Below are 25959 nucleotides of genomic sequence, written 5' to 3'. Positions count from 1 at the left end.
GCAAAGATAACGGTAATACTTTGCAGACAATAATATGAAAAAAATAATTCCTCTTGAGGAAGGAGATTATTACTGGACTTCAGACGGTTACCGGGTCTTTACCGCCCAATACCTGTTAAAACGCGGATACTGTTGCCAGAGTGGCTGCAGACATTGCCCCTACGGATTTAACAAAAACTAATCGCCCTTTATGGATCTCGGAAACATGTATTACAAAAAGCTTATCCGATGTCATTTCCACCGGGCTGATATTCGATACCCCTAGACCTTCACACTCTCACGGCTTATCGGTTAAGCCACCTGTTCGCCCCTTTTTTCATATTTAGCATAGAGAACCCGCTTTTCTGTGACACTTAAACACAACCGTAATTCTATTAACTCATGACCTTTCAAGAACAAATATTACAAGGTATTCCGGAAACCCTGCCTTCAAAAAAACCATATGACCCGAACGCCAATCATGCCCCCAGGCGAAAAGACATTCTCAACCCCGAAGAAAAAAAACTGGCACTGCGTAACGCCCTCCGCTACTTCGACGAAAAACACCACTCGACGCTGCTTCCGGAGTTCAAAGAAGAACTGGAGCAATACGGTCGCATTTATATGTATCGCTTTCGGCCCGACTACGAAATGTATGCCCGGGACATAGCCGTATACCCCGGCAAATCGGAGCAGGCAAAAGCCATCATGCTCATGATACAGAACAATTTAGACCCGGCTGTTGCACAGCACCCTCATGAACTGATCACTTATGGTGGTAACGGTGCTGTTTTTCAGAATTGGGCCCAATACCTTCTCACCATGAAGTACCTGGCAGAAATGACCGACGAGCAAACCCTCGTCATGTACAGCGGCCATCCCATGGGCCTTTTTCCCTCACATCAGAGAGCCCCGAGAGTCGTGGTCACAAACGGTATGATGATTCCAAATTATTCCAAACCCGATGACTGGGAACGATTCAATGCCCTGGGTGTCACCCAGTACGGACAAATGACCGCCGGGAGCTATATGTATATAGGCCCTCAGGGGATTGTACACGGCACTACCATTACTGTCCTGAATGGTTTCAGAAAAATCGGAAAAAAACCAAAGGGCAATCTTTTCGTTACCTCCGGACTGGGTGGGATGAGCGGAGCGCAACCGAAAGCAGGAAACATAGCCGGTTGTATCACAGTGTGTGCTGAAGTTAATCCGAAAGCGATACAAACGCGACATTCACAAGGTTGGGTTGATGAAGTTATCGACGACACCGAAGAATTAACCCGAAGGATCAGGAAGGCCCGGAAAGCTGAAGAAACCGTATCGATCGCCTACCATGGTAACGTTGTAGATGTATGGGAAAAGCTGGCCGAAGAAAATATTCAGATCGACCTGGGATCTGATCAGACCTCGCTCCACAACCCCTGGTCAGGAGGCTATTATCCCGCCGGACTGAGCTTTGAAGAAGCGAATGAAATGATGGCCGATGATCCCGATGGTTTCCGTGACAAGGTAAAAGAGTCACTCAGAAGACAAGTTGCAGCTATTAAAAAGCATACCGGAAGGGGCACTTATTTCTTCGATTACGGCAACGCATTTCTACTGGAAGCTTCCAGGGCAGGCGCCGATATCGTCAAACGCGATCCACAGGGAAACAAAACAGATGAGTTCATTTATCCAAGCTATGTACAGGACATAATGGGACCCATGTGTTTTGATTATGGGTTCGGCCCCTTCCGCTGGGTATGTGCCAGTGGAAACCCGGAGGATCTTGAAAAGACTGATGCTATCGCCAGCGAGGTGCTGCAGCGTCTGATGAAGGAGGCCCCTGAAGAGATACAGCAACAAATGGCCGATAACATTCAATGGATAAAAGGCGCCAGAGAGAACAAACTGGTAGTAGGCTCACAAGCGCGCATCTTATATGCAGACAGTGTAGGACGTATCGAAATCGCCAAGGCATTTAATGAAGCCATCGCAAAAGGTGAAATCGGTTATGTGGTACTGGGCAGGGATCATCACGACGTAAGCGGTACAGATTCACCATTCAGAGAAACATCTAACATCTATGACGGCTCAAGGTACACGGCCGATATGGCCATACAAAATGTGATCGGAGACAGTTTCAGGGGAGCTACCTGGGTCAGTATTCACAATGGAGGCGGAGTCGGCTGGGGAGAGGTTATCAATGGAGGCTTCGGCATGGTTCTTGATGGTAGTAATAATGCCCTGTCTAATCTTCAGTCGATGCTTTTCTGGGATGTAAATAACGGAATAGCCCGCAGAAGTTGGGCAAGGAACCATGGAGCTGAATTTGCCATTCAGCGGGCCATGGAACAGGAGCCGGGTTTACACGTGACCTTGCCGAAAAAGGTTGACGACCAGTTATTGAATTCACTTTTTTCGTAATTTTAAAGGACTGCTATGTGACCGGTATCCCAAGAAGCAGAACTTATATATTACAAATTCAAACAATTATGAAAAAGATCAAATTACTTGTCATGCCGTTGCTCGCCGTATTTGTTTTGGCTTCCTGCAGCACGGTGAGTGTCGCAACCGATTACGATCGCAGTGCTGACTTCTCGCAATACAGAACCTTTGCCTTTTATAAACCAGGTATTGATCAGGCCGACATCTCAGATCTCGATAAGAAACGAATTCTGAGAGCCATACAAAATGAACTGGTTGCTAAGGGATGGCAGAAATCTCAGGATCCTGATATCCTGATCAGCATATTCACCAAAGAAAAAGACCGCATTAATGTCTACAACAACGCCGGCTGGGGCTGGGGTTGGGGCTGGGGCTGGAACCCTTGGTGGGGTGGCGCCGGAATGACCTCGGTTTCCACCAACACCGAAGGCTCCCTGTATATCGATCTGATCGATGCTAAGAGAAGAGAGCTCGTTTGGCAAGGGAAAGGAACCGGAGATCTGGTCACCGATGGCGATGTGGCTAAGAAAGAAGAACGTATCGCTGAATTCGTCAGGGAAATACTTTCTGCGTTCCCACCTGAAGGCGCGAATATGAACACCAAACTCACCAGCAGATAACAAGACTAACACCGCTCCGCAAAGAGCGGTTTTTTTATGCCGATGGCTTAGGCGGGAATTTTCTTAGTTAACCGCTCATTTTGTACATTTATAGGCAAAACCAAAGGATTATGAAAGGGGAATACGAAAGCAATCCGTTGCTGGACCGATTACCGGCGCATCTGAAACAATTCATCAAACCGCAGGATTATGAGGATTACACCCCCATTAATCAGGCCGTATGGAGATATGTAATGCGCAAAAATGTTGACTACCTGAGCAAGGTAGCCCATAACTCCTACACAGAAGGGCTGAAAAAGACAGGAATATCAATCGATCACATTCCCAGCATGTACGGCATGAACCGGATTCTTAAAGACATCGGCTGGGCAGCCGTGGCAGTAGACGGGTTTATTCCTCCAAATGCCTTTATGGAATTTCAGGCTTACAATGTTCTGGTTATCGCTTCTGATATCAGACAGCTTGAGAACATAGAATACACCCCCGCCCCCGATATCATACACGAGGGCGCCGGTCATGCTCCCATTATCGCCAATCCGGAATATGCCGAATATCTGAGACGCTTTGGTGAGATCGGCTGTAAAGCCATCTCAAGCGCAAAGGATTACGAACAATATGAAGCCATTCGCCATCTTTCCATCATAAAAGAAGCTGAAGGTACCCCTGAGAAAGACATCGAAGAAGCTGAACGCAGAGTTGATGAAATTCAGCAAAATATGGGCGAGCCCAGCGAAATGTCCCTGATCAGGAACCTCCACTGGTGGACGGTCGAATACGGGCTGATCGGAACCCCTGAAAATCCCAGGATTTACGGAGCCGGACTGCTTTCATCAATAGGGGAAAGCACCTGGTGCATGACCGATAAAGTAAAAAAGATCCCTTATACCATCGAGGCTGCCTATCAGGACTTCGACATTACCAAGCCTCAGCCACAGCTTTTCGTAACCCCTGACTTCGCGCACCTCAGCCTGGTACTTGAAGAGTTTGCCAACAAAATGGGACTTCGCAAAGGCGGACTGAGCGGTTTGCAAAAACTCATTAAAAGTGAAGCATTAGGTACGATAGAATTGAGTACCGGAGTACAAATATCTGGTGTATTTACCAGAATGATCGAACACGAAGGCAAACCGGTGTTTTTTCAAACCAAGGGAAAAACAGCCCTGAGCTATCATGAAAAGGAACTGGTAGGCCATGGCACCATTAACCATCCCCACGGATTCAGCAGCCCGGTAGGAAAATTAAAGGGAATCAACCTGGCGATAGAAGATATGAGCCCCAGAGACCTGAAAGCATATAACATCTATGAAGGCGAAAAGGTGTCTCTGGAGTTTGAAGGAGATTTGAAAGTCGAGGGAACCATCATAACCGGCACAAGAAATCTCAGAGGAAAGATCATCATGATCACCCTTGACAATTGCCTGGTCAAATACAAAGACGAGGTACTTTTCACGCCTGAAGACGGTATTTACCACATGGCAATAGGAAAACAGGTAACCTCCGCCTTTAGCGGACCGGCAGATGCCAAAAGCTTCGACCTGATCACCCATGTCCCTTCAGAGAAAACGATCAAACCCAAAAAACACCCGAAAACCCTCGAACTGGAACAACTCTATAAACAGGTTCGCGAATTCAGGGAAGGGAAGAATAAAACCATCTCCAGGCATAAGGTTTTTGAGCAATTGAAAGAAAACCATCCTGAAGACTGGCTACTGCCCGTCGAACTGTATGAACTGGCTAAAGAGACCCGGGAGGAAAATTTCATGGAAGAAATACTCGAACACCTGGAAACCATCAAACAGGAACGCCCGAAGGTAGGCCACCTGATAGACGACGGAATCGCTTTGGCATCTGCCGAGGTAATGACCGAATAAAACCGCTTAGCTAACCCCTGTCAATATTGAAAAGAATAGCCCTTATTACCCTTGCAGCACTCACTATGGTGTTCTGCAGGAAAGAAACTCCGGAATCAAAAAGCAGCGACCTGCCTGAAGAATTGGTCAAAAAAGCCCCGGCTCCCCTCAGCGATGAAGAACTGGCTTCCAAAGCCATCAGGTTAGGAAATACGGCATTCGACAGGAACGATTCCCTGTTCTATAAGGCAGAGGTAATCAATTCGGTAAAACCGGAGATAAAAGGGGTAAACTTATATGGGAAAACCTCAAGAAAAGGCCGTCTCAGCTACTTTGAGAACACCCTCATTTTCAGGTCTGATGAGAAGGTCAGCTCCCTGCTGCCGGGACACCTTTTCAGAATTGACGCTACAGCAGCTGATAGCTTGTTCTTTTTTACCTACGACAATACCAGAAACCTGCCCAGGGCTTATTCAGCGGTCACAAACAACGACCGGTTAGAGATCACCGAGGTAGCCAATAGTCCGAATTTTTATTTCGATCTGATGGCTAACCGGCAATTCAGTATCGATATCCCCTATCCTGAAAAATATTTCATCCTGCATAAATCTTTGAAAATATCGTCAGATTCCCTTTTACTTGAACTGATTGACAGCACCCAAAGTCTTTACAAAACCCCGGAACCCTTTTTTGAAAGACCCACCCCCCTACCCATACAGACCTATCTTGTAAAGGGGAGGGAGCACATTTCTGAAGTTCTGGCCGTTCATTCTGCCGATACAGTTGACACCTGGTTTCAGCTGGCTGAAAAGAAAAAAACCGGAGATACTTTAAAAATCACCCGCAGCGAATTCATCGACGACAACACCCTTGCACGTCAAACAACCTTCGAATGGCCGGGTATCGACAACAAACATCTAACAATTTACCACACCGATTCCATATCTCAGCGATTTCTTTACAACAAAGACTTCGACATAAGCCTGGTTAAAAGCGATAGCTTCAAATTAAAAAAGAACTACTATCACTTTTATCAGGACCTCAAAGATTCGATATTCATATTTGAAACGAACCCCGTCGCTACCGACGGCAATGAAATGATCTGGCGCTATCAGTTGCGCTACCTGCAAAAAGAAGATCCTTCACCCAACCCTGTCAGGGTGCGGGTACTGAAGAAGCAATTGATGAAAGGGGGAGGAAAGCTGGTATTCAGCATGCCTGAAACCTATCTTCCGAAACAGGTTGATATCGCTGAAATAGTGGGAAGCGAAAATCACGGACTGTCAAAGGACCTGAATTTCGACGGACATCCCGACCTGGTTCTGAGAGCCGGTTCAGACCTGGCAGGAAACCCCCGCTATGAAGTGTATCTGTACAACAAGCAAAAGGGTGATTTCTCCCGTGACACCGCATTCGACGGAACTGCGATCACAGAGGCGGGAATCATCAGCATTCCGGAGCACCGAAGACTGCTTTACAGCGCCGTTACCGCAAACGGAGGCTTCAGCGCCAGCCTGGTTAAAATCGATAAAACAGGAAATCCTGAATCAAAAACCAATTTCTGGACCTCCGGCTCACCGGGGAACCTGAAGGTTAATTACCAGAAAACAGTTCGCAGCAAGGTCACTGAAAAAGAATTCGGAATCGATGCACCGGGGGATTGGCAGATGGCTTCATTGAAGAATGATTTTCTGAACTGGGTCAAAGCTCAGTTAAATACAGACTGACCGGGTAAGACTTTTTCAAGATCGTCTGCCGAACGTAAAACCTCTTTTTCGTATACCAGCTCCCATCCCATGGATCTGGTCAGCAAAAAAAGCCCGGATAATTCACTAATGATCCGGTTCTCGGCATTGGCCATCAAACCGGAGTTCTCAGCTTGCTGCCTGATACGGTTATTCACTTTTCTTCTCACCTGGTTATAATCTTCAGCATTAAAAGGATTCAGATAATCCCCCTGTACGTCATAGAACTCCAGTTGAGATGCTATTTTAAGTTCAGGCATAGGGAGATCGTAGATCAACACCTGACGATTTTCCGGATCCAGCTGAACATTCAGATTCCTGAGGTCGTAAGAAATACTGACTTCGGCCTTCACCAGCACCAGTGCCTTTTTCTGTGTTGTCAACCAGCTACCGAAAAGCTTTTCAGTTTCATTATAGTTAAACACTTCAGAAAAGGTACTTTCGGTAACCACCAGTTTCGCGGTATTTTTTATCTGCTCTTCAAGAATCATCACCTCAGCTTTATCAGCCCCGCCATTCGTAAACAGTCCGCTCTGCCATAAAAGCATAAATCCAAGTACGGTGATCAATACTCCAAGAAGAAAATTACGCATAGCCCTCGAATTTCATATGTGGAAACCTGGTCATAAGATCCTTTTTCTGCCGCTCCAGCTTTTCCCTGAATTTGAAGTATTCTTCACTTTCAGCATTGAACACCCGGTGCCGGAGTCCTTTTTGCAAGTTGTCTACCTTTTTCATAGCCTCCCTGACAGGTTCAGAAAAATATACCTTTGAAAAACACTCCCAAACATAGGTGATACCCATTTCATTCAGGTGCAACAAGTCTGTGGCATAAAAGCGATAATCCCGCAATTCATCCATCACTACTTCATAGGAAGGAAAATAAGAGAGCTGTTCCTCAGATTGCATGGCAGCATTTAATCCGGCGACCAGGTGGGCCTTACTCACCTGGTTTCCGGTAAAGCCGTCTTTTAAATGCCGCACCGGAGAAACGGTGAAAACAATTTGAGCTTCAGGATTCACAGATGAGATCAGGGAATGTATCTTGAGTATCTCATCTCTTATGGTCTCTACGTCCTGCAATTTCCTCTCAAATTCTTCCTGCGGAACCTTATGGCAGTTGGCTACAGTTTGCCCGGAATTATTCTCCACATACACCCAGGCTGTTCCCAGGGTGATAAAAATATGAGTACTGTTGTTTACACTTTCTTTCAGAACATCAAGTGCTCCGTTCAGTTTATCAACAGCTGCTTCCACAGAGGAAGCGCTTAGCTGAGAATGTGCTTCATAGCTATGGTAGAGCGATCGGTGTTCGAAAACATCATCAGCTGTAAAGAGCTCTGATCTCACAGCACGATCGATCAACCGGGTTATTGATGTGGTATTGTATATGATGCCAAAGGGATTCAGCACTGACCGAAATTTGAAATGCTCAAGACGCTCACCAATATTTTCAACAAAACAAGAACCCAAGAGCAATATGTCGCTTTCGTAGGATATCTTCTTCCCGGCAGGGTTCAACGGTACTTTAGTCTGTAATTTCATATACCTGAAGATATCAAAAAATGACGATTCCCGCTGTCGGGCGGGAATCTTATATTATTCTATGAACGATCTCACTTCTTTCAGAGCCTGATCTATACCTTCAGGGTTACGGCCTCCTGCAGTGGCAAAGAACGGCTGTCCGCCTCCGCCTCCCTGAATATACTTACCGAGTTCCCTTACGATCTTTCCGGCATTAAGATCCTTTTCCTTTGCCAGGTCCTTGCCTATATAACAGGTTATCATGGCCTTTTCATTGGCAGTGGTTCCGAAGACCAGGAAAGGTTGGTTCAGCTCGTTACCTAACTCGAAGGCCAGATCTTTTATAGCCCCCTGATCCAGATCAACTCTTGCTGTAAGAAAATCTATTCCGTTCACCTGCTCTACCTGAGATCTGAGTTCTTTCTTAAGACCTTTAGCCTTTTCCTTCAGCAAGGACTCCACCTGCTTTTTCAGGTCGTTATTCTCCTGTTGGATGTTTTCGATAGCCTTCAGAGGTTCCTGGGTGTTTTTTACCGCCTTTTGTATCCTGTCGAGGGTTTCAGAACGCGAAGTAAAGTAATCTTTAGCTGCGTCACCGGTAATGGCCTCTATACGCCTAATACCTGAGGCAACGGCACTCTCTGAAGTGATCACAAAATGCCAGATCTGCGCTGTATTTTCAACGTGTGTGCCCCCGCAAAGCTCCATGCTTTCACCGAAACGCACAGCACGTACGGTATCGCCGTATTTTTCTCCAAAAAGTGCGATAGCACCCTTTTCAATGGCTTCTTCATAAGGGATGTTCCGTTCTTCATTCAAAGGCAGCTGTTCCCTGATTCGGGCATTGACAAAATCTTCTATTTCTTCCAGTTCCTCAGGTGACACCTTGCTGAAATGAGAAAAATCAAATCTCAGATAACCGCTGTGCACCATACTCCCTTTCTGTTCCACGTGCTCCCCAAGGATCTTACGCAGCGCCTGATGCAGCAGGTGAGTAGCAGTGTGGTTAGAAGCCGTTCTCAACCTATTATCTTTGGCCACAACTGCCGTTAAATGAGCTTCAGGATCTTTGGGCAGGTTCTTTACAAAATGAATGATCAAATTATTCTCCTTCTTGGTATCTATGATATATACCACACTGCCATCAGGAGACTCAAGATACCCCTTATCACCTATCTGCCCTCCTCCTTCCGGATAAAATGGGGTAAGGTTGAAAACAAGCTGATACATCTCACCTTCCTTCTTGTTTTCCACCTTGCGGTAGCGTGTGATCTTTACCGGCGCCTGCAAGCTGTCATACCCGATAAACTCCTCATCTGCATCGTCTTTCAGTACAACCCAGTCACCTGTCTCCACCTTTGTGGCTGCCCTTGAACGTTCCTTTTGCTTTTGCAGCTCCTTTTCAAATCCTTTAACGTCAAGTTCCAGGCCACGTTCTTCCACGATGAGCCGGGTCAGGTCTATAGGGAATCCATAGGTATCGTACAATTCGAAGGCTTTTTCTCCGCTGATCACTTTCCCCTTAGAAGAATCGATCACATTATCGAGTAACAAAAGCCCCTGCTCCAACGTACGTAAAAAAGACTGTTCTTCTTCCCTGATAACATTCACAACAAGATTCCTTTGGGTTTTAATCTCAGGAAATGCACCCTCCATTTGGTTACTGAGCGTTTCGACGAGCTTAAATATAAATGGCTCCTGTTGGTTCAGGAAGGTGAATCCGTAACGTATCGCCCTTCTGAGTATCCGCCTGATCACATAACCTGCTCCGGTGTTTCCGGGAAGTTGCCCGTCTGCAATCGCAAAGCTCACTGCTCTGAGATGGTCAGCTATCACCCTTATGGCGATATCTGTATCTTCCTTTTTTCCGTAGGCAACGCCGGTAATGGTTTCTATTTCCCTGATAATCGGGGTGAACACATCGGTGTCATAATTGCTCTGCTTGCCCTGAAGCACCATGCAAAGACGTTCAAATCCCATTCCGGTATCAACATGCTTTTGAGGTAGTTTTTCAAGTGATCCGTCGGCCTTGCGATTGAATTCGATAAAGACCAGATTCCAGACCTCAACCACCTGAGGATGATCCTGGTTCACCAGAGTTGCTCCATCGATCTTCTCACGCTCTTCGTCTGAACGGATATCAACATGTATCTCTGAGCTGGGACCGCAGGGTCCCTGGTCTCCCATTTCCCAGAAATTGTCCTTTTTATTACCCAGTAAAATACGCGATTCAGGAACGATTTTCTTCCAGAATGCAAAAGCCTCATCGTCTTTATCAAGACCTTCTTCAGGTGTCCCCTCGAATATGGTCACATACAAACGATCTTTATCGATCTTATAAACCTCGGTTAGCAATTCCCAGGCCCATTCAATAGCTTCTTTTTTAAAATAATCACCAAAACTCCAGTTACCCAGCATTTCGAACATGGTATGGTGGTAGGTATCTTTCCCCACTTCCTCCAGGTCATTATGCTTTCCGCTTACCCTCAGACATTTCTGAGTATCGGTTACACGGGTATCTGCAGGCACCTTGTTTCCGAGGAAATACTCCTTGAACTGGTTCATACCGGCATTGGTAAACATCAGCGTAGGATCATCTTTCATCACCATTGGTGCTGAAGAAACGATCTTATGTTCTCTCTCTTCAAAAAACTTCAAAAACTGCTCCCGTATCGCTGTGGATGTCATCATAAAAGCTTAAGATTTTCTAAAAATTGCAGTGTCTGAAAAACAATTTCTATATTTGTTCGTTCGACTATCTGCCGGGCTCTGCCCGGTGAGGGCAAAAATAGCACATTTAAACTAATGGCGAAGGTAAAATATTATTACGATTCAGACACCTTATCTTATCGCAGGATCGAGCCTAAAAAGGGCAAGAAGTTTATCAATATCAGCTTGTTTTTCATCGCCTCTTTCTTTTTCGGAACGCTCAGCCTGATCGTACTTTTAAACACCAATCTGGTAAATACCCCAAAAGAGCTTTCGCAAGCCAGGGAACTCAAGAATTACGAGTTGCAGTTTGAGTTGCTGAACAAGAAAATGGCCCAGATCGAAGATGTACTTGCCAATATCGAAGAGCGGGACAACAATATCTACCGATTATATTTTGAAGCCAATCCGATTCCCAACGAGCAGCGTACCGCCGGTTTTGGAGGAATCAACAGATATAAGGAACTCGAAGGTTACAACAACTCTCAGATTATCATAGCGTCTACCAAGAAACTTGAACAGTTACAAAAAAGACTGGTAGTGCAATCCCGTTCTCTTGACGAGATCACCAAACTGGCCATGGAAAAGGAAAAACTACTGGCCGCCATTCCCGCCATTCAACCGGTTAGCAATAAAGACCTGACCCGAATGGCCTCAGGTTACGGATGGCGTTCAGACCCCTTCACCAAAGTGCGCAAATTTCATTACGGAATGGATTTTACCGCACCGCGAGGAACCCCGGTATATGCTTCGGGAGACGGAAAAGTGGTTCGCGCCGACAATCGTTCTACCGGCTATGGGGAGCATATCAGGATCGATCATGGTTTTGGCTATATCAGCCTTTATGCCCACCTCAGCAAATACGAGGTTCGTCGCGGACAGAAGGTCAAGCGTGGCGATATTATCGGCTACGTGGGAAGCACCGGTCGCTCACAGGCTCCTCACCTGCATTATGAGGTATGGAAAGACGATAAGCGAATCAACCCGATCAATTTCTACTACGGAAGTTTATCATCGGAAGAGTTTGAAGCCATGCTCAGAGCAGCCTCTCAGGAAAACCAATCGCTTGATTAATGCATGCAGATCTGCCCGACAAACGATACTACAGCATAGGCGAAGTAGCCCGGGCCTTCGATGTGAACACTTCACTGATCAGGTTCTGGGACAAAGAATTCGACATTCTCAAACCTAAAAAGAATGCCAAGGGCAACCGGCAGTTCAGTAAAGAAGACATCGACAACCTGTCTCTGATCTACCATCTTGTAAAGGAAAGAGGATTTACGCTTGAAGGGGCAAAAACCTACATACGCGAGCATAAGAATAAAAGCCTCACCAATTTTGAGATTATTCGTAAATTGGAGTTTATAAAAGCTGAGCTTTTAAAGATCAAAAACAACCTGTAACACATTAAAAAAAATAGCTTTATGAAAAAGTGGATCATCGCTTTGATAGCGATTTTCATTGTTGGCTTCGGACTTTACCAGTGGGCCGTAGGATTCAATAATACCGCCATCGACCTTAACGAGCAAGTCTCTGAAGCCTGGGGTAACGTGCAAACAGCCTACCAGCGTCGAAATGACCTGATTGGAAATTTGGTGAATACCGTCCAGGGGGCTGCCGATTTCGAAAGAGAAACCCTGACCGAGGTGATAGAAGCCCGGGCCAAAGCCACACAGATGACCGTTGACCCAACACAACTCTCCGCAGAACAACTCCAGGAATTCAACCAGGTTCAGGGAGGTCTCAGCAGTGCCTTGGGAAGATTGTTGGTTTCTGTAGAGCGATATCCCGAATTAAAAGCTAACCAGAATTTCCTGAAACTACAGGATGAGCTGACCAGCACTGAAAACACCATCCAAACAGCACGGGTACGCTATAACGAGCGCATCAGACCCTATAACAATCATGTGAAGAAATTCCCGAACTCTATCCTGGCCGGATGGTTCGGCTTTGAAGGCAAACCCTATTTCGATGCTGAACCGGGCGCCTCAGAACCGGTCGAGGTTGAATTCGACTTTAATTCCTGATCATGTCTGAAGTAGAGGATTTTCTGAGCAGCGAAGATGAGGCCGAAGTAATACAAGCCATCAGGGAAGCCGAGAAAACGACCTCGGGAGAGATCAGGGTACATCTCGAATACGGTGTCGGGAAAGCCTCTATGGAACGCGCAAAAGAAGTGTTTCACATGCTCAAGATGGACAACACCAAAGAAGAAAACGGGGTGCTCATTTACCTGGCCGTTCATGAACATCATTTCGCCATTATCGGAGACCGGGGAATAGACCGGGTTGTCCCTCCCGGATTCTGGGACAGTACCCGTGACATCATGCAGGATCATTTCAGGCACAAGCGCTTTAAAAAAGGCCTGGTCGAGGGAATACTGAAAGCCGGTGAGCAGCTTCAGAAGCACTTCCCCTGGCACCATGAAGATAAAAACGAATTACCTGACGATATATCCCGATCTTAATGCAGCTAAAACCGATCACCCATTTCATTCTCTTTTTTATACTCCTGGGAGCCCTGAGTTCCAAGCTGCAGGCACAATTCGATATTCCGCCCAAGCCTGCAGAATCTGAGCAGACAAGCATTTATGACTATGCTGATATTTTGGCTCCGCAGGAGGAACAGGCATTGAAGACAAAACTTCTGAATTACGCCGACACCACCTCCACCCAGATCGTCATTGCAACCGTAGAAACCATAAAAGGGGAAAACATCGGGTTACTGGCCCCGCGATGGGCTCAAAAATGGGGAGTCGGACAAGCCGAAGAAGATAACGGGGTATTCATTCTACTTGCCGAATCTGAAAGGCGCATCTGGATCGCTCCCGGTTACGGAGTTGAAGACCGACTTACAGCCGGAATAACCGGGGAACTTACACGTAATGTGATCATACCCGAATTCAAGCGCGGAGACTACTATGCCGGTCTCGACAAGGGAACCGATGCCATAATACAGGCGCTGGCAGGCAAATACCAGGCTAAACCCAAACGATCAAAAGAACCGGACGGTATCCCATTCGGAACCATCGTACTTATTTTCGTTCTGTTCGTTTTCCTGGTCAGCATCTTTTCCCGAAACAACCGCAACAACAGAGGCGGTGGTAACCGGGGCAAACGCTCTGGCGGACTGGACATCTGGGACCTGATCATCTTAAGCAATATGGGTCGCAGCAGTGGAGGCTTCGGAGGAAGCGGAAGCGGTGGTTTTGGCGGCGGCGGTTTCGGAGGAGGCTTTGGTGGCGGTTTTGGCGGCGGAGGCTTCAGCGGTGGTGGTGCCGGAGGAAGCTGGTAGATTTTGGTATACGGTTATAGGGGGTAACGGCCAGGGCATTTTCCCAAAAAATAAAAACCTGAAAACATAATCCTGATTTGATTCCTGATGATACAGGATCAGCTCTTCTTCAGAATTTTTCATGTAATATGAATGATAATACCAATCCACTCCATTCTCCATTCTCTATTCTCTATTATCCACTCTCCATTGAAATACGAATCATGCCAATTAGCTGCATGAACAGCCCGTGGAGCCGAAAGAATTTTTAAAAGGACGGCTGAAATAAATCCATGCCTCTACCTAAGCAAATGATTAACGGGTATTTGGGGTTTATATAGAATTCTGCAGTGCTTATCAGGAGAAAGTGCCCGGAGGCAATTCCCTTCTTTTCAAAATTGCCTGGATAGGACGGAAATACCTCTTAACCCATAACCCTGTAACTCATGATACTTTACCTTCTGTAAAATCTGAACCTGTTATTATCTCCCGGCCTTTTCCCGCCAAACTGATCGAACTTAAAGGTGGCGGTAAGCATGAAGTACTGACGAAGCACGGTACCTTGTGTATCCTGAATAAAGTCTGGGCCTGTGGTTCTTCGCGTGTTGATATTCTGATTCAGCAGGTCATAGGCGATCAGCTTGAGGCTCGCTCGTTTCTTGAACAGATCTACCCCGACACTCATATTCCAGAGAAGTGCATCTTTATCAAAACCGGGGCCTACGTTGCTGTTATAGGTATAATTGATATCATTTCCCCAAACGATGTTTTCAGGCCAGTAAGTGGTTGTAACAAGGGTTGCTGTATGGGCGATAAAGTTGATATCTTCAAAATTGTCGAGGCTGTAGCGGGTATCGTTGTAAGAAACATTATACCCCGGTTCAAGTTCAACCAATTCTTTCCAGTTCAAAGTTGTGGTCAGTCTCAATTGGGGAGACCATCTTTTAGCACTTAATCTCAAACCGTTGTTAAAGCTGATATTTCGCTGGTACGAGACTGAAGGATCAATTCTTGTACTCACCGTCAACAGGGTATCTTTTTTGATCTGTTTTGAGAATCCCATTCCAATGTTGGCGGTCAGATTTCCATCTACATTGGTAAATTCGGTGGTTCTTAAAAGATCCTCATCTGTCGTGGTCACTGCCACCACCTCATCTTCGACATAATTCGTGAAGGCATATACAAAAACACCCTGTCCTGATCGCCAGTCGTAATTATTGAAATTAAGGTTCATGCGGTGATTTACCGAGGGGGAAAGATCCGGATTTCCTATTACAATGTTCAACGGATTACTGACATCAGGAACCGGTTGCAACTGTGTTATGCCGGGTATATTTACATTGGGAAAGTAACCGAAGAAAATACTGCTGGTCTTTCCCAGACTTATACGTCCGCGGGTGGTGAATAATAAATTCCCGTAATCCCGGGAAAGAGAATTTCGTTGAAGCTCATCGCTGTTCGTAATATCATTTCTCTGATAAACGGCATCGAAACTGAAAAAATTCCTTCCTGAATTCCAGTTCAAACCGATCGACGGCCGTTGCACCCTGTTGGTAAATTCAAAGTCAGAGCTAAGCAACTCATTGAAGGAAGAATAAGCCCCTGTGGTTTCATCAAAATCAAAAACACTACGGTTGTTTGATTGTTCTTCATGCTGATATTCGTACTCAAATTCCAGCCTCAGGGTCTTGGTAAGCGGAAGCCGGTAAGTGGTCTCAATGCCATAACTGTTTTCGGCGTTATCGACTTCTGTCAACTGATTAAGCTGGATGGTTTCCGGCTGATCGCCGAAGACCTCTCTCCGGTTCTGAAAGAGGTTTTCATTAAGTCTTTCTGTATTCCGGTTGGTTAGAGTAAGCCTGAAATACTGACCGATGGTATCCAGTCGTTTAAAAATATCAACCCTGTTACTAAAGGTACGGCTTTGTCCATCACCGGTCGTCAGGGAACGATTGCGGTTAAGCAGCACCTGGTTTTCATCTGAAGATTCGGTAAAGCTTTCGCTGAAGGTATTGATCGAATTGACATTCATTTCGGGTTGCACACTAATCTGGAAGGTTTCACTCAGGTCGAATTCAAGATTAGCCGTTGCTGAATGGGCGTTGGAAGATGACTCAGAGTCACTTTCGGTGTCGGTAAAGAAATTTCCTGATGGCAAGATATTCTCCCGGCTGGTTCGTTGTTGATTAAACGACTCACTGTTGCTGAAAAAATAGTTGGCGGCTGTCTCGTACACATCCCTTTTTGCATCTGCATAACTACCTCCAACCGTGGTAGAGGTGGTGATTCCCTGTCCCTGTCCGAAACTCACTCCATTGATTGAAAAGCCATTATTGCCTGAATCAAAGCGCACCGATCTCCGGCCGCTTCCCGCCACAGCCTGGAACACCTCATCTGTAGAGAACCCGGGGCTGTTGATGTTATTTGAACTGGCAAGTACACTAACCCTTCTGGTATCATTAAAATAATTCATGATCCCATTGCCCTGGTAGCGTTCATCGGTTCCGTATCCACCCGTGATCCTGCCGAACATTCCCTTATTCTTGTCTTTCTTAACAGTGAGGTTAATGGTTTTGTTCTCTCCATCTCCGGAATCACCGGTAAATTCCTGTTCCCTGGTTTTGGTGTCGGTCACCTGTATTTTTTCAATTACTTCCTTCGGAAGGCTTCGGGTAGCCACCTTAGGGTCACTGTCGAAAAAGACCTGTCCGTTTACCAGCACCCGGTTAACCGGTTTTCCATTCACCGTAATATTTCCTTCGCTGTCAACCTGCACCCCCGGAAGCTTTTTAAGCACATCTTCAACGGTCGCATCAGGCCGCGTTTTAAATGAATTGGCATTGAATTCAAGGGTGTCTTTTTTTATCTGAATGGGAACCCGCTGCCCTACCAGCTCCACTCCTTCAAGCTGTTCTGCCTGCAGCTCCATGGCAATAGCCCCGAGTTCAATCACCTGCTTGTCAAGTGCAACCTTTTTTCTGACTGTTTTATATCCGTTATACGACATAAAGAGGTTTAATTCGGTCTCTCGTGTTTTAAGCGCGAGTTCAAAATCACCCTCCTTTTCAGAAATCGTATAGGAAACGAGGGTTGAATCGGTCAGTGACTCGGCATAAATAGTAGATGCTTCAAGAGGAGTCTCAGTGCCATCTTCGATCACACGTCCTTTAATGATGTATTCCTGAGAAAAAGTAAAGCAAAATGAGAGGCAGGCCAGTAACAGGCAAATAGGTTTCATTGTCATAGTCGGGATTAATTCAGGCTTAACATCGAGAACCGGGATTGTTTTAATCCACTTAAGATCTCAATATGCTATCACCCACAAAAAACGGAGGTGAAAATAGAATTAAACGAGCACGCCACTATGAATATTTTCGACATTTAACCCAATTTTAACAGGGGAAATGTTCGATAACGAAAGGGATATTAGTTGTACGGTAATTAAGAGGTACCGGCAAACAGAAGCAATAAATGCCCTCCAAACCGGAGATAACAATATACAGCTCACATTTGGGATCATAAATTCGGGTATGTTCTTAATACCCTCAATCCACTTACCTACTTACCCAAAAAACTACTTCTTTCTGAAATACACCTGAACGGGCACACCATGAAAGTCAAAATGCTCCCTGAGCTGATTCTCAATGAATCTTTTATAAGGAGCCCGCACGTACTGCGGCAGATTCGCAAAAAAGGCAAATTGCGGCGTTGGCGTTGGCAGCTGGGTGCAAAACTTGATCTTCACATACTTGCCCTTGTAGGCCGGCGGTGGTGTGTTTTCGATAATCGGAAGCATGGTATCATTGAGTTTGGAGGTACTGATGCGCTTCGTTTTATTCTGATACACTTCAACGGCCGTCTCAATAGCCTTGTAGATACGTTGCTTGGTAAGGGCTGAAATAAAAACTATAGGCACATCGGTGAATGGTTCGATCTGCTTGCGAATATGCGCTTCGAACTTCTTCGTCGAATCGGTGTCTTTCTCGACCACATCCCATTTATTCACCAGGATCACCACCCCTTTACGGTTTCTTTCGGCCAGCCAGAAAATATTCAGGTCCTGACCTTCAAAGCCCCTGCTTGCATCGATCACCAACAGACAGACATCGCAATGTTCGATAGCTCTTACAGAGCGCATCACCGTATAGAATTCGAGGTCTTTCTTAACCTTGGCCTTTCTGCGAATTCCGGCCGTATCGACCAGGTTGAATTCAAAACCAAAGCGATTATAACGGGTATCGACACTATCACGGGTGGTTCCTGCTATATCGGTAACGATATAGCGCTCCTCATCCAGCAAGGCATTGATGAATGAAGACTTTCCTGCATTGGGCCTTCCGACTACGGCGAAACGAGGAAGTTCCTCTTCAGGAGCCTCTTCCTTTTCCGGTAATTTTTCAACCAGGGCATCCAGCAGTTCGCCGGTACCGCTACCATTGATACTGGAGATGGTATAGTAATCTCCAAGACCAAGAGAATAGAATTCCACAGCATCTGCCTGTCTGCTGGCACTATCTACCTTATTGACGGCCAGCAAAACGGGTTTATCCACCTGTCTTAATAGCTGAGCCACCTCTTCATCCATACCGGTCACTCCGCTGGATACATCGACGACAAACACGATCACATCGGCCTCATCGATGGCCAGTTCCACCTGCTTGTCGATCTCCTTTTCAAAAATATCGTCACTTCCAACAACATAGCCTCCTGTATCTATGAGGGAAAATTCCACTCCATTCCAGTCAGACTTTCCGTAATGCCTGTCCCTCGTCACCCCGCTAACTGCGTCAACGATGGCTTCTCTTCTTTTGATTAGCCGGTTAAAAAGGGTTGATTTCCCTACATTGGGTCTTCCAACAATGGCTACTATTCCACTCATAATGATCTAATTCTGCCGCAAAGGTAATACTTCGCATGATAAGAATAAACAACTCCCCATAATTACCGGAAAAACGCGTTAAAACAATTCAAGACCAGTTAAATAATTTCAGGTTAATCGTTTGAAAAACAGTTTTTTACATATCAAAATTAACTTTTCATTAACATGAGTTGATAAACCCCTGAATTAATTTTATTTTGAAAATCAAATCATCAAACCGTTAAGTATGAAAATCGCTTTCTGCAGTATTGCCCTTCTACTCCTTACGCTTCCCGTATTTTCTCAAAGCAAGGAAAAGATCGATGAATTAAAAGAAGAGGCCGAAGCTGCCAAATCGGCTCTTATGGAAGCCAATCCTGAGATAAAGGAATTTTTCGATTCAGCGGCAGGATACGTTATATTTCCCAACGTGGGGAAAGGCGGTTTTGTAATCGGGGGAGCGGCCGGTTCCGGGATACTGTATGAAAACGGCAAACAAGTAGGTTATGCCAACCTGAAGGAATTGAATATCGGATTGCAGGCAGGGGGGCAGGCAGTGATCGAAGCCATTTTTTTTGAGACTCCTGAAACACTCGAGAAATTTAAAGGAAGTGAATTCAGTTTTAATGCCGGGCTTTCAGCTGTGGCACTAAAAGAAGGAGAATCGTTCAACGCCAGGTACACAGAAGGAGTAGCCGTTTTTATGCATACCAAAGGCGGCCTCATGGCTGAGGCTTCCGTTGGAGGACAAAAATTCAAATACAAACCCTTCGACAAGATGTAGCATACCAACCACCCATATATGCAGACCGGCTTCTTTCAGGGAAGTCGGTTTTTTTATTTACTACAAGGTAAATCAGCCCAATACAGCAACGAACAATCGTTTGTATTCATAGTAATCAACCTTGCTACAACTACAACGTTACACCATGATAATCAACAAGTTATTGCTTATTTTATACAACGAAAAGGCTGAACAGCTGTCTTATCTTTGCCTCGTTGAAATGATGAAGATGCAAAAAGGTAAAAACCCTGATTGCTTAGAATATATCGCTTATCCTACTTAAGATAAGCAACCTGTTCGCCCCCCTTGAACAGGACGCAAGATCTTACATTCATTGATTTTTGATTTTTTGGTTGGTTGGTTAATTAAAAAAGGCTTCGGATTCGTCCGGAGCCTTTTTTTGTATTCGTATTTCTGAAAGTTGGTATTGGGTCATACCGTCAGATATGGCGGCTGACAATCGAATTTAAGCAACTGGTCAGATTACCTTCACCGGGAAGTAACACTTAGCTCTTAACCCTTAACTCTTAACCCTTAACTCTTAACCCTTAGCCCTTAGCCCTTAGCCCTTAGCCCTTAGCCCTTAGCCCTTAGCCCTTAGCCCTTAGCCAAATAAAACCTACTTCTGATTATACCCAAATCTTCTGAGTTGCCGTTCATCTGAACGCCAGTTCTTATTCACTTTGACGTAAAGTTCAATGTGCACTTGTTTTCCGAAGAACTTCTCAAGATCCTCTCTGGCTTGCACACCTACTCTTTTAAGCGATTGCCCCTTGTGACCGATTATGATCCCCTTCTGGGAATCACGCTCGACCATGATGACCGATCGTATTCTGATGATCTCTTCATCTTCCAGGAATTCCTCAGTCTCCACTTCTACCGAATAGGGTATCTCTTTTTTGTAGTTCACCAATATCTTTTCGCGCACTACCTCGTTCACGAAGAAGCGCTCAGGCTTGTCGGTAAGCTGGTCTTTAGGATAAAAAGGCGGAGATTCAGGCAACAGTTCGAGTATACGGTTAAAGACAGTGGCCACATTAAAGTTTTCCAGGGCTGAAATCGGATATATTTCGGCATTAGGAACCTTTTCTTTCCAGTACGCTACCTGCTCTTCCAGGGTCTCCTGATCAGACTTATCGATCTTGTTCAGCAAAAGAAGCACCGGTACCTCGCTGTGTATGATGCGTTTGTAAAAATCTTCATCTTTCAACGCCTTTTCCCCCAGCTCAACCATGTATATAAGAATATCGGCATCTTCGAAAGCAGATTTGACGAAGTCCATCATCGATTTCTGCAATTCATAGGCGGGTTTTATAATGCCCGGAGTATCTGAAAAGATCACCTGGAAATCATCTCCGCTTACGATTCCGAATATACGATGGCGGGTGGTCTGGGCTTTGGAGGTAATTATAGACAATCGCTCCCCCACGAAAGCATTCATAAGGGTACTCTTCCCGACATTGGGATTTCCGATAATGTTTACAAATCCGGCTTTATGCTCGCTCATAGGCTACTTTTGTGAAATAGGATTTCATATTGGCATTGATATGGGGTGAGAGATACAGCACGGCGATCATATTCGGAATGCTCATGACCGCGAAAGCCAGGTCTATCATGTTGATCACCAGGTCTAAAGAGGCGATTGCTGCAAAAATAATACTTATTATATAAACGTAGTTATAATAACCTCCTATCTTTTTATTGGTCAGGAAGGTAAGGCATTTGGTACCGTAATAGGAATAGGTAAAAAGCGTGGAAATTGCGAACACCACGACCAGTATCATTAAAAATTCGGCTCCCCACCCGAAAAGCGATCGTTCAAAAGCCAGGAGGGTAAGAGCGATACCGTTGCTTTCAGATTCCTGGTAAACGCCGCTCACTATGATGATCAGTGCGGTTATGGTACAGATCACCACGGTATCGATAAATGGCCCCAGCATGGCAACAAGACCTTCCTGTGTGGGCTCTTTGGTTTTCGATTGTCCGTGATACATAGGAGCGTTCCCGACCCCTGATTCACTTGAAAAAACAGCTCTTCTTATTCCCAGAAGTATCATACCCCAGAGGCCGCCCTGAACGGCAGTATTTATATTAAACGCCTCAGAGAATATAAGACCAAAGGAGGGTAGTATGCTGTCATAGTTTGCCACTATAATGAGAATGGCGGCCAAAAGGTACAGAGCGACCATCCATGGCACCAGGGAAGCAGAAGCTTTAGCGATGTTCTTCAAACCTCCGAAGATTACGAGGGAAGTGATAATTACCAGGGTAACCCCGATAATGGCTCTCCAGGTGAATTCCCCCAGGGCAGCCAACGATTCATCCGGTTTTACCACAGCGATAAGTGTTTCGGTAAGCTGGTTGGTGGTAAATGCCGGAAGCACTCCTATCAGGCCGGCCAGACTGAATACCACTGCCAGCGGTTTTCCGTATTTCCCCAGTCCGTTAACCATATAATACATGGGGCCACCCAGCACCCCTCCTTCTCCATCGGGAGAACGAAACATGACCGCCAGGCTGCATGAATAGAATTTTATACACATTCCTATGACCGCGGTGACCCACATCCAGAAGATAACTCCGGGGCCTCCGTTATGTATGGCAATAGCCACACCTGAGATATTCCCAAGACCCACCGTGGCAGCCACAGCTGCCGCCAGCGCCTGGTAATGATTCACATCACCGGGATCATTATGGTCATCATATTTTCCGGCAGTGACCTGCAGGGCGTGCTTGAAATATCTGTAAGGTTTAAATCGCGAATAAAAGACAAGAAAAAGTCCTCCACCGATCACGAATATCAACATAAACCATTCGGCAATGCCGATCATCTGACTGGTGAGGCCTTCCAAAAAATCGATCATAGGTAAGTGAGTTTAAAGTAAAGTTTTAGGTTACGGCCGGTTAAAATAGTCAATTTGGGAGAACTTCAATAATTATTAAAAAATATCATTTCAGCACTTGTGCAGTTTAAAAATGGTTGTATATTTGCAGTCCAAACATCGCGGGATAGAGCAGTAGGTAGCTCGTCGGGCTCATAACCCGAAGGTCGCTGGTTCGAGTCCAGCTCCCGCTACTACCAAAAACCGGTTTCGAGAGAAACCGGTTTTTTTATGCCCTTAAGCGAGCCAAGCTTACTTGAGCGAAGCGGAAGGGCATAAAAAAGCCGAGAACGGCTTAGGCCGTTCCGGTTTTTGGTGGTAAAGCTTCCCCCTAGGTCCGCCGACCAAAGGGAGGCAATCCAGCATCCTACAAATAAAACCCTTCCCGGATCAGGAAAAGACCCAAGCGAATTTCATAATCCGGCTTTTTCAAGCGAGGAAAAATATGCAAAATAGTAAAGGTGCGAAGGAGAAAAGAAGCGAAGGAGAAAAGGATCAAAGCTTGGTCCAGCGAGGCGCGAATGACCTTAAAACGGTTGTGGGCGGCGCATCCGGTTTTTGGTGGTAAAGCCCTCCTATTCTGGTCCGCCGACCCCAGGGAGGCAATACAGCATCCCACAAATAAAACCCTTCCCGGATCATGAAAAGAGCCAAAAAGCAAGGGGTTAATAAGCGAAAAATCTATCTCCTTATTTGTGGTAGTGAAACCTCCCAGTCTACGGGGATATAAAAAACTGAAAAACCGCCTATAACTGAGAATACGGCAGTCTTTTTAAAAACACCCGGGTGATATCATTTACCGAATTCGCGTATTCCTCCATTTTTATAATGCGCTTCCATTCCGGATGCTGCAGGAACGCATCCCACCCCTTTGAATGTGCCTCTTTATCTGTTACGGCCAACATATACGTCAAAGAAGGCAAATGATTTCCGGCAATATCAGCTCCGAAGAACACCATCGATAAACCAGCATCTTCAAAAATGGGAAATTCAGCATCGTTAAACATCTTTACTTTCCTGCGCAGCGCATCTTCATTGTGACTATGGTAAATACGAAGCTCAAAAAGACCGGCTGAAGGATCCGGCTTCACCAAGCTCGGAAAACCACTGGTAGAACGTATTAGGTTGGCTGCATACTCGTTGAAAGGTATTTCAGTTTCCGGCGCCGAAAGATAGCCTTCTGCAGCCTGCAAATAAGCTTCATCCTTTTGCAGCATATCTCTGCTATCCTGAAAACCCCCAATATCCTTATAAGCTATGAGTAAATATACTTTTTTCGGCAGTCCCTCTCCGGCCTCTTCAAAGGCCCCGATTTGATCAATCCCCTGTCGGTTCAAAGCCGGAATCAATGCCTCTTCAAAGTAGGTATGCAGTAGCTCTGCCGATCGGAAAAACTCAAGTTCGTAAGTTCGCCATTCATATACCTCCTGCTGTGCCTTAAGATTATAGGTGATTAACAGCAGATATAACGACAAAAGATACTTGCTGATCATGACAGAAAGGTTTTTAGTTACCTCTTCAATTTAGGGATAAATACGTCATGTTTAATGGAAAATAGCCTGTTAAGGAACTATGCCAATAAAAAGTATGTCATTAGCATTAATCAAAACAACAATCTATTTATACCACATGATACATTTTTGACTATTCCCTTCTGTTCTCTACACCTTTATAAATTAGCCTGGAAAGTGCTTTCATAGCCTCAAATAAGTTATAACCCACTACATTACACTTGATTAAAAATACATAAGGATTATCCAGGAGGAATAAGACTTGAAAGGTCAAGAAGCCATAAAAAATGGTTTTGCGTAAAGTACTGATATTGGAGGTAAAGCCCCCACTCTGGTCTAAGCGCTCAGAGAAAATAGAACTTTTCCAAACCTTAGCCTTATACTTCAAAGCACTTTAGCCGGCCAGGGATAGACTTAAATCAATTTTGAGTAAGCTGTAAGCGATATCTATTTATAATTAATTCGGGACTTCGTCTTCCCCGGTTCCTTGTCGTATTTCCCTAAAGTGATCTTGAATTCCGTGCCGAATTCCTTGTCGCTTTTCAGCTCCAGTTTCCCTCCGTGGGCATCGGTAACAGCCTTGACAAGACTTAGCCCCATACCCCAGCTCTTCAAACCATCTTTCGGTGCTTCCTCCCCATTTAGAAAATTAAATATCTCTTTCTTTCGTCCATCCGGGATTGGATTCCCTTCATTGTGAACTCTGATCACAACTTCATCTTTCTTATCCTCAGCGTAAATGTGAACCGGTTCCGACCTGCTACCATATTTAACGGCATTGGAAACCAGGTTCTCCAAGATTCTTCTTATGGCGGTTCCATCAAAGACTCCTGTGAGTTCAGATGCTTTCGTCTCTAAACTGATCTTATTGGGGAATATCATGGAAGCTTCCTTTACAACCCAATCTATATCATCTAAAATATCCTGTTCTTTAAAATTCAATGTGATCCCCTCTCCGGCCTCGACCGTAATGGTGTCGAGCAAGCCTTCTATCAACCTGATAGCATATCCTAAACTGTTTTCAATAACCTCTTTAATATGGGTGATCTCCTCTGCACCAGCTTCCGGATCAAGCATATCTAAAGCCATAAAAGCCGAAGAAACAGGGTTTCGAATATCATGCGCTAAAGTAGCCATCAGTTTTTCTTTCATATCGTTCAAGGAACGGTTGAAGGTTTTCGCTGAATTAACCATGGCTGTCTCAATAGCCTTGTTGAGAATAAGCCCGGTTTCTTCATCATATATATCATTCTCCCGCAACAAATCTGTTAGCACTTCATGCAATAAGCGATATTCTTTAAGAATGGCTGCGACCGAATAATTAGAAGTAGCAGCCCTGTGACGACCGTGGTCTGAGCTATCGTCAACTATATCTAACAGATCTTTACGAGAGGTAGATGATGCTGATGCTCCATTTTCTTCAATGATCTCTGAAAGATCCTCTAAAACGTTTGGTAACTGATTTCGCAATACGATGTTATGGGTATCATCAGATACTTGCATTTCAGCATTCACAGTTTTCTCCCATACCTCTATAATATGATTGCTGTTATCCCTGATATATTTAGCGGCTCGTTTCATTCTTTATGATCTGTCAATGCTAATTTACTGATTATTAAAATTATAGGGTCTTTACGTCACTAAAAACACCTTTCAAAAATGAGATCTGTATTACTCCATTCTGATATCTGTATCAGGTTCGCATATGCATGAGACCTGAAATCTTCAGCAGGAAACTATGACGATTTTATCGTAACTTCCACTTAACATATCGATCGTTGTCACTATCGTGAA

20 protein-coding genes and 1 tRNA gene are annotated in these 25959 nt (G+C 45.2%); 12 read left to right on the top strand and 9 right to left on the bottom strand.

Annotated features, from left to right (window positions below; genetic code table 11):
• The first annotated feature begins 34 nt into the window (after nt 1–34).
• From K7R10_RS14775 to K7R10_RS14755, 5 genes are all read left to right on the top strand, one after another.
• Entirely contained in the window at nt 35–181 is a 147-nt protein-coding gene (locus K7R10_RS14775) for a C1orf53 family protein (RefSeq protein WP_224485507.1), read from the top strand.
• A 200-nt stretch (nt 182–381) separates the two neighbouring features.
• A complete protein-coding gene (hutU, locus tag K7R10_RS14770) occupies nt 382–2388 on the top strand; it encodes a urocanate hydratase (protein ID WP_224485506.1) in 2007 nt (668 codons plus the stop codon).
• Nucleotides 2389–2456: 68 nt separating this feature from the next.
• On the top strand, nt 2457–3029 hold the full coding sequence (locus K7R10_RS14765) for a DUF4136 domain-containing protein (protein ID WP_224485505.1): 573 nt from the start codon (nt 2457–2459) through the stop codon (nt 3027–3029).
• Nucleotides 3030–3139: 110 nt separating this feature from the next.
• Complete coding sequence (locus K7R10_RS14760) at nt 3140–4900, top strand: aromatic amino acid hydroxylase (protein ID WP_224485504.1); 1761 nt, start codon at nt 3140–3142, stop codon at nt 4898–4900.
• Nucleotides 4901–4926: 26 nt separating this feature from the next.
• Nucleotides 4927–6606 (top strand): XAC2610-related protein, encoded by a 1680-nt coding sequence (locus tag K7R10_RS14755; RefSeq protein ID WP_224485503.1) that lies wholly within the window; start codon nt 4927–4929, stop codon nt 6604–6606.
• Here K7R10_RS14755 and K7R10_RS14750 read toward each other — a convergent pair.
• The 3 genes from K7R10_RS14750 to alaS are packed head-to-tail and all read right to left on the bottom strand — an operon-like array spanning nt 6588 to nt 10836.
• Nucleotides 6588–7217: a DUF4230 domain-containing protein gene (locus K7R10_RS14750; protein WP_224485502.1), complete on the bottom strand. Its 630-nt coding sequence runs from the start codon at nt 7215–7217 to the stop codon at nt 6588–6590. The genes K7R10_RS14755 and K7R10_RS14750 overlap by 19 nt on opposite strands.
• A complete protein-coding gene (locus tag K7R10_RS14745) occupies nt 7210–8169 on the bottom strand; it encodes a GSCFA domain-containing protein (protein WP_224485501.1) in 960 nt (319 codons plus the stop codon). Before K7R10_RS14745 ends, K7R10_RS14750 begins: the two co-directional genes overlap by 8 nt.
• A gap of 54 nt (nt 8170–8223) precedes the next feature.
• Nucleotides 8224–10836: an alanine--tRNA ligase gene (gene alaS / locus K7R10_RS14740; RefSeq protein ID WP_224485525.1), complete on the bottom strand. Its 2613-nt coding sequence runs from the start codon at nt 10834–10836 to the stop codon at nt 8224–8226.
• Nucleotides 10837–10953: 117 nt separating this feature from the next.
• Here alaS and K7R10_RS14735 point away from each other — a divergent pair, with 117 nt between their 5' ends.
• The 5 genes from K7R10_RS14735 to K7R10_RS14715 are packed head-to-tail and all read left to right on the top strand — an operon-like array spanning nt 10954 to nt 14151.
• Nucleotides 10954–11931: a M23 family metallopeptidase gene (locus K7R10_RS14735; RefSeq protein ID WP_224485500.1), complete on the top strand. Its 978-nt coding sequence runs from the start codon at nt 10954–10956 to the stop codon at nt 11929–11931.
• Nucleotides 11931–12260 (top strand): MerR family transcriptional regulator, encoded by a 330-nt coding sequence (locus K7R10_RS14730; RefSeq protein WP_224485499.1) that lies wholly within the window; start codon nt 11931–11933, stop codon nt 12258–12260. The genes K7R10_RS14735 and K7R10_RS14730 overlap by 1 nt, the downstream gene beginning before the upstream one ends.
• 21 nt (nt 12261–12281) lie before the next feature.
• Nucleotides 12282–12884, top strand: coding sequence for a LemA family protein (locus K7R10_RS14725; protein WP_224485498.1), 603 nt, complete (start codon nt 12282–12284; stop codon nt 12882–12884).
• 2 nt (nt 12885–12886) lie between these two features.
• Nucleotides 12887–13324 carry a TPM domain-containing protein gene (locus K7R10_RS14720; protein WP_224485497.1) on the top strand — a complete coding sequence of 146 codons (438 nt, stop codon included), beginning with the start codon at nt 12887–12889 and terminating at the stop codon, nt 13322–13324.
• A complete protein-coding gene (locus K7R10_RS14715; RefSeq protein WP_224485496.1) occupies nt 13324–14151 on the top strand; it encodes a TPM domain-containing protein in 828 nt (275 codons plus the stop codon). The genes K7R10_RS14720 and K7R10_RS14715 overlap by 1 nt, the downstream gene beginning before the upstream one ends.
• 433 nt (nt 14152–14584) lie before the next feature.
• Here the strand turns inward: K7R10_RS14715 and K7R10_RS14710 are convergent, their stop codons facing one another.
• Both K7R10_RS14710 and der read right to left on the bottom strand, forming a co-directional pair.
• Nucleotides 14585–17368 (bottom strand): outer membrane beta-barrel protein, encoded by a 2784-nt coding sequence (locus tag K7R10_RS14710; RefSeq protein ID WP_224485495.1) that lies wholly within the window; start codon nt 17366–17368, stop codon nt 14585–14587.
• 336 nt (nt 17369–17704) lie between these two features.
• Nucleotides 17705–19009 carry a ribosome biogenesis GTPase Der gene (der, locus tag K7R10_RS14705; protein ID WP_224485494.1) on the bottom strand — a complete coding sequence of 435 codons (1305 nt, stop codon included), beginning with the start codon at nt 19007–19009 and terminating at the stop codon, nt 17705–17707.
• A gap of 226 nt (nt 19010–19235) precedes the next feature.
• Between der and K7R10_RS14700 the strand changes: the two genes are divergently transcribed.
• Nucleotides 19236–19772 carry a lipid-binding SYLF domain-containing protein gene (locus K7R10_RS14700; RefSeq protein WP_224485493.1) on the top strand — a complete coding sequence of 179 codons (537 nt, stop codon included), beginning with the start codon at nt 19236–19238 and terminating at the stop codon, nt 19770–19772.
• Nucleotides 19773–20391: 619 nt separating this feature from the next.
• On the opposite strand, the gene era is transcribed toward K7R10_RS14700, so the two are convergent.
• Both era and K7R10_RS14690 read right to left on the bottom strand, forming a co-directional pair.
• A complete protein-coding gene (gene era / locus K7R10_RS14695) occupies nt 20392–21279 on the bottom strand; it encodes a GTPase Era (protein ID WP_224485492.1) in 888 nt (295 codons plus the stop codon).
• Nucleotides 21266–22633, bottom strand: coding sequence for an alanine/glycine:cation symporter family protein (locus K7R10_RS14690; protein ID WP_370631323.1), 1368 nt, complete (start codon nt 22631–22633; stop codon nt 21266–21268). Before K7R10_RS14690 ends, era begins: the two co-directional genes overlap by 14 nt.
• 142 nt (nt 22634–22775) lie before the next feature.
• Between K7R10_RS14690 and K7R10_RS14685 the strand changes: the two genes are divergently transcribed.
• Nucleotides 22776–22848: transfer RNA gene (locus K7R10_RS14685), tRNA-Met, on the top strand.
• A gap of 552 nt (nt 22849–23400) precedes the next feature.
• Here the strand turns inward: K7R10_RS14685 and K7R10_RS14680 are convergent.
• Both K7R10_RS14680 and K7R10_RS14675 read right to left on the bottom strand, forming a co-directional pair.
• Nucleotides 23401–24147, bottom strand: coding sequence for an NIPSNAP family protein (locus K7R10_RS14680; protein WP_224485490.1), 747 nt, complete (start codon nt 24145–24147; stop codon nt 23401–23403).
• A 465-nt stretch (nt 24148–24612) separates the two neighbouring features.
• Nucleotides 24613–25746: a sensor histidine kinase gene (locus tag K7R10_RS14675; protein ID WP_224485489.1), complete on the bottom strand. Its 1134-nt coding sequence runs from the start codon at nt 25744–25746 to the stop codon at nt 24613–24615.
• Between the last annotated feature and the right edge of the window lie 213 nt (nt 25747–25959).

Source organism: Robertkochia aurantiaca, assembly GCF_020166495.1.
Taxonomy (GTDB): Bacteria; Bacteroidota; Bacteroidia; order Flavobacteriales; family Flavobacteriaceae; genus Robertkochia; species Robertkochia aurantiaca.
This window is presented reverse-complemented; position numbering and strand designations above follow the sequence as displayed.